Consider the following 5,367-nt stretch of genomic DNA (forward strand, 5'->3'; position numbering starts at 1 on the left):
TTCTTCATACCCCCGTGTGGAGGGCCGAACATTTAAGTCAGCTAAATTCCAGCTGGCGATTTGTTTTGCTAGGTTTTCGGACTCTAGTTTGTACTTTTGATTGCGCCTTCGGGTGTGATTGTGAGTCTTCAACGGAGAGTTTGATCCTGGCTCAGGACGAACGCTGGCGGCGTGCTTAACACATGCAAGTCGAGCGGTAAGGCCCTTCGGGGTACACGAGCGGCGAACGGGTGAGTAACACGTGGGTGATCTGCCTTGCACTCTGGGATAAGCCTGGGAAACTGGGTCTAATACCGGATATGACTTCCAGTTGCATGATTGGGAGTGGAAAGATTTATCGGTGCAAGATGAGCCCGCGGCCTATCAGCTTGTTGGTGGGGTAATGGCCTACCAAGGCGACGACGGGTAGCCGGCCTGAGAGGGCGATCGGCCACACTGGGACTGAGACACGGCCCAGACTCCTACGGGAGGCAGCAGTGGGGAATATTGCACAATGGGCGGAAGCCTGATGCAGCGACGCCGCGTGAGGGATGACGGCCTTCGGGTTGTAAACCTCTTTCGACTCCGACGAAGCGAAAGTGACGGTAGGAGTATAAGAAGCACCGGCCAACTACGTGCCAGCAGCCGCGGTAATACGTAGGGTGCGAGCGTTGTCCGGAATTACTGGGCGTAAAGAGCTTGTAGGCGGTCTGTCGCGTCTTCTGTGAAAACTTGGGGCTCAACCTTAAGCTTGCAGGGGATACGGGCAGACTAGAGTACTTCAGGGGAGACTGGAATTCCTGGTGTAGCGGTGAAATGCGCAGATATCAGGAGGAACACCGGTGGCGAAGGCGGGTCTCTGGGAAGTAACTGACGCTGAGAAGCGAAAGCATGGGTAGCGAACAGGATTAGATACCCTGGTAGTCCATGCCGTAAACGGTGGGTACTAGGTGTGGGTTTCCTTCCACGGGATCCGTGCCGTAGCTAACGCATTAAGTACCCCGCCTGGGGAGTACGGCCGCAAGGCTAAAACTCAAAGGAATTGACGGGGGCCCGCACAAGCGGCGGAGCATGTGGATTAATTCGATGCAACGCGAAGAACCTTACCTGGGTTTGACATACACCGGAAACCTGCAGAGATGTAGGCCCCCTTGTGGTCGGTGTACAGGTGGTGCATGGCTGTCGTCAGCTCGTGTCGTGAGATGTTGGGTTAAGTCCCGCAACGAGCGCAACCCTTATCTTATGTTGCCAGCGCGTAATGGCGGGGACTCGTGAGAGACTGCCGGGGTCAACTCGGAGGAAGGTGGGGACGACGTCAAGTCATCATGCCCCTTATGTCCAGGGCTTCACACATGCTACAATGGCCGGTACAGAGGGCTGCGATACCGTGAGGTGGAGCGAATCCCTTAAAGCCGGTCTCAGTTCGGATCGGGGTCTGCAACTCGACCCCGTGAAGTTGGAGTCGCTAGTAATCGCAGATCAGCAACGCTGCGGTGAATACGTTCCCGGGCCTTGTACACACCGCCCGTCACGTCATGAAAGTCGGTAACACCCGAAGCCGGTGGCCTAACCCTTGTGGAGGGAGCCGTCGAAGGTGGGATCGGCGATTGGGACGAAGTCGTAACAAGGTAGCCGTACCGGAAGGTGCGGCTGGATCACCTCCTTTCTAAGGAGCATTCTCCATGCCGGCCCACAGTGGTGGGTGCGGGTTGTGGCAGAGCCATTACGAACTCGAATGTGGTTCGGTGGTTGCTCATGGGTGGAACGCTGACAGTTTCTATCATGTTTGGCCGAGGCTCTGTTCTCGGTTGTGGTGGATATATCAACACACTGTTGGGTCCTGAAAGAACAGGCGTTCTTTCCAGGCAATAAACATGATCCGCTCGGATCTCCGTCATACCGCGAGGGTTTCTCGAAATCTTCGGCTGGTGCGGGTTGTGGTTCGAGTCGGGTGTGTTGTTTGAGAACTGCACAGTGGACGCGAGCATCTTTGTTTTGTAAGTGTTTAAGAGCGTTCGGTGGATGCCTTGGCACCAGGAGCCGATGAAGGACGTAGGAGGCTGCGATAAGCCTCGGGGAGCTGTCAACCGAGCTGTGATCCGAGGGTGTCCGAATGGGGAAACCCAGCACGAGTGATGTCGTGTTACCCGCATCTGAATATATAGGGTGTGTGGAGGGAACGTGGGGAAGTGAAACATCTCAGTACCCACAGGAAGAGAAAACAACATGTGATTCCGTGAGTAGTGGCGAGCGAAAGCGGATGAGGCTAAACCATGCGTGTGTGATACCCGGCAGGGGTTGCACGTGTGGGGTAGTGGGGCTCATTTTCTTGTCACTGCCGTGGCAAGCAACAGTCAGAAAAGATCGTGTTAGTCGAATTGGTCTGGGACGGCCAACCGTAGACGGTGAGAGTCCGGTAGGCGAAAACACGTTCTCTGTTGTAATGAGTGCCCGAGTAGCAGCGGGCCCGTGAAATCTGCTGTGAATCTGCCGGGACCACCCGGTAAGCCTGAATACTCCCTGGTGACCGATAGCGGACTAGTACCGTGAGGGAAAGGTGAAAAGTACCCCGGGAGGGGAGTGAAATAGTACCTGAAACCGTGCGCTTACAATCCGTCAGGGCCTTCGAGCAGTTTACTGCTGGGGGTGATGGCGTGCCTTTTGAAGAATGAGCCTGCGAGTTAGTGGCATGTGGCGAGGTTAACCCGTGTGGGGTAGCCGTAGCGAAAGCGAGTCCGAATAGGGCGTTTGAGTCGCGTGTTCTAGACCCGAAGCGGAGTGATCTACCCATGGCCAGGGTGAAGCGACGGTAAGACGTCGTGGAGGCCCGAACCCACTTAGGTTGAAAACTGAGGGGATGAGCTGTGGGTAGGGGTGAAAGGCCAATCAAACTCCGTGATAGCTGGTTCTCCCCGAAATGCATTTAGGTGCAGCGTCGCGTGTTTCTCACCGGAGGTAGAGCTACTGGATGGTCTAGGGGGCCTACAAGCTTACCGAAATCAGCCAAACTCCGAATGCCGGTGAGTGAGAGCGCGGCAGTGAGACTGCGGGGGATAAGCTTCGTAGTCGAGAGGGAAACAGCCCAGATCGCCGGCTAAGGCCCCTAAGCGTGTACTAAGTGGAAAAGGATGTGGGATTGCGCAGACAGCCAGGAGGTTGGCTTAGAAGCAGCCACCCTTGAAAGAGTGCGTAATAGCTCACTGGTCGAGTGATCCTGCGCCGACAATGTAGCGGGGCTCAAGTACACCGCCGAAGCCGCGGCAGTCGCACATATACATCCGCATCGGATTACGGTCCGGTGTGCAGTGGTGTGGCTGGGTAGGGGAGCGTCGTGTAGCCAGGGAAGCAGCGGGGTGACCTAGTTGTGGAGGCTGCGCGAGTGAGAATGCAGGCATGAGTAGCGAAAGACGAGTGAGAAACTCGTCCGCCGAATGACCAAGGGTTCCTGGGCCAGGTTAATCCGCCCAGGGTGAGTCGGGACCTAAGGCGAGGCCGACAGGCGTAGTCGATGGACAACGGGTTGATATTCCCGTACCCGTGTATCCGCGCCCAATGGCGAATCATCTGTGCTAAGTGCCCAAAACCTGATGGACCTCCTTCGGGAGGCTGGATGGGGCTGCGCACGACCCTGGGTGTAGTAGTCAAGCGATGGGGTGACGCAGGAAGGTAGCTGGGCCAGTCAGTGGTTGTACTGGTGTAAGCCTGTAGGGCGCAACATAGGCAAATCCGTGTTGCATGAGCCTGAGAGGTGATGCGTAGCCGATTGAGGCGAATTCAGTGATCCTATGCTGCCGAGAAAAGCCTCTAGTGAGTTGATGCACGGCCCGTACCCCAAACCGACACAGGTGGTCAGGTAGAGAATACTAAGGCGATCGAGAGAACTGTGGTCAAGGAACTCGGCAAAATGCCCCCGTAACTTCGGGAGAAGGGGGGCCTCGTCTGGTGATGGCCTTTACGGCTTGAGCTGGGTGGGGCCGCAGAGACCAGTGAGAAGCGACTGTTTACTAAAAACACAGGTCCGTGCGAAGTCGTAAGACGATGTATACGGACTGACGCCTGCCCGGTGCCGGAAGGTTAAGAGGACCGGTTAGCGCTTCGGCGCGAAGCTGAGAATTTAAGCCCCGGTAAACGGCGGTGGTAACTATAACCATCCTAAGGTAGCGAAATTCCTTGTCGGGTAAGTTCCGACCTGCACGAATGGCGTAACGACTTCTCAGCTGTCTCGACCACAGACTCGGCGAAATTGCATTACGAGTAAAGATGCTCGTTACGCGCGGCAGGACGAAAAGACCCCGGGACCTTCACTATAGCTTGGTATTGGTGTTCGGTACGGTTTGTGTAGGATAGGTGGGAGACTGTGAAGCATGCACGCCAGTGTGTGTGGAGTCATCGTTGAAATACCACTCTGATCGTATTGGACCTCTAACCTCGGACCATGATCTGGTTCAGGGACAGTGCCTGGTGGGTAGTTTAACTGGGGCGGTTGCCTCCCAAAATGTAACGGAGGCGCCCAAAGGTTCCCTCAGCCTGGTTGGCAATCAGGTGTTGAGTGCAAGTGCACAAGGGAGCTTGACTGTGAGACAGACATGTCGAGCAGGGACGAAAGTCGGGACTAGTGATCCGGCACCGGCATGTGGAAGCGGTGTCGCTCAACGGATAAAAGGTACCCCGGGGATAACAGGCTGATCTTCCCCAAGAGTCCATATCGACGGGATGGTTTGGCACCTCGATGTCGGCTCGTCGCATCCTGGGGCTGGAGTAGGTCCCAAGGGTTGGGCTGTTCGCCCATTAAAGCGGCACGCGAGCTGGGTTTAGAACGTCGTGAGACAGTTCGGTCTCTATCCGCCGCGCGCGTTGGAAACTTGAGGAAGGCTGTCCCTAGTACGAGAGGACCGGGACGGACGAACCTCTGGTGTGCCAGTTGTCCCGCCAGGGGCACGGCTGGTTGGCTACGTTCGGAAGGGATAACCGCTGAAAGCATCTAAGCGGGAAGCCTGTTCCAAGATGAGGTTTCCCACCACTTCGAGTGGTTAAGGCCCCCTACAGACCATGGGGTTGATAGGCCGGAACTGGAAGCCAGGTAACTGGTGGAGGTGACCGGTACTAATAGGCCGAGGGCTTACAAACAAAGGTTGCTACGCGTCCACTGTGCAGTATCTGAAACAACACACAGATACAGAAGACACCTGAAAGGGTTCGGTGATTCCACTGTGGTGGGGTTCCGGGACTGGTAGGGGTGGCTCTCTGTGGATAGTTTCATAGAGTTACGGCGGTTATAGCGTCAGGGAAACGCCCGGTCCCATTCCGAACCCGGAAGCTAAGCCTGTCAGCGCCGATGGTACTGCACTCGACAGGGTGTGGGAGAGTAGGACACCGCCGGAACATAAT

The 5,367-nt window shown here is 56.0% G+C and carries 3 rRNA genes; all 3 read left to right on the top strand.

Annotated elements, in window-relative coordinates:
- Positions 1-128: 128 nt before the first annotated feature.
- Positions 129-1,645: ribosomal RNA gene (locus NS6_RS33540) — 16S ribosomal RNA — on the top strand.
- A gap of 329 nt (positions 1,646-1,974) precedes the next feature.
- Positions 1,975-5,106 (top strand): 23S ribosomal RNA (locus NS6_RS33545).
- A 138-nt stretch (positions 5,107-5,244) separates the two neighbouring features.
- Positions 5,245-5,361, top strand: a 5S ribosomal RNA gene (rrf, locus tag NS6_RS33550).
- The 16S, 23S and 5S rRNA genes sit together here, the layout of an rRNA operon.
- Positions 5,362-5,367: the final 6 nt, after the last annotated feature.

Origin of the sequence: Nocardia speluncae NBRC 108251 (assembly GCF_001613245.1) — a bacterium.
GTDB classification, from domain to species: domain Bacteria; phylum Actinomycetota; class Actinomycetes; order Mycobacteriales; family Mycobacteriaceae; genus Nocardia; species Nocardia speluncae.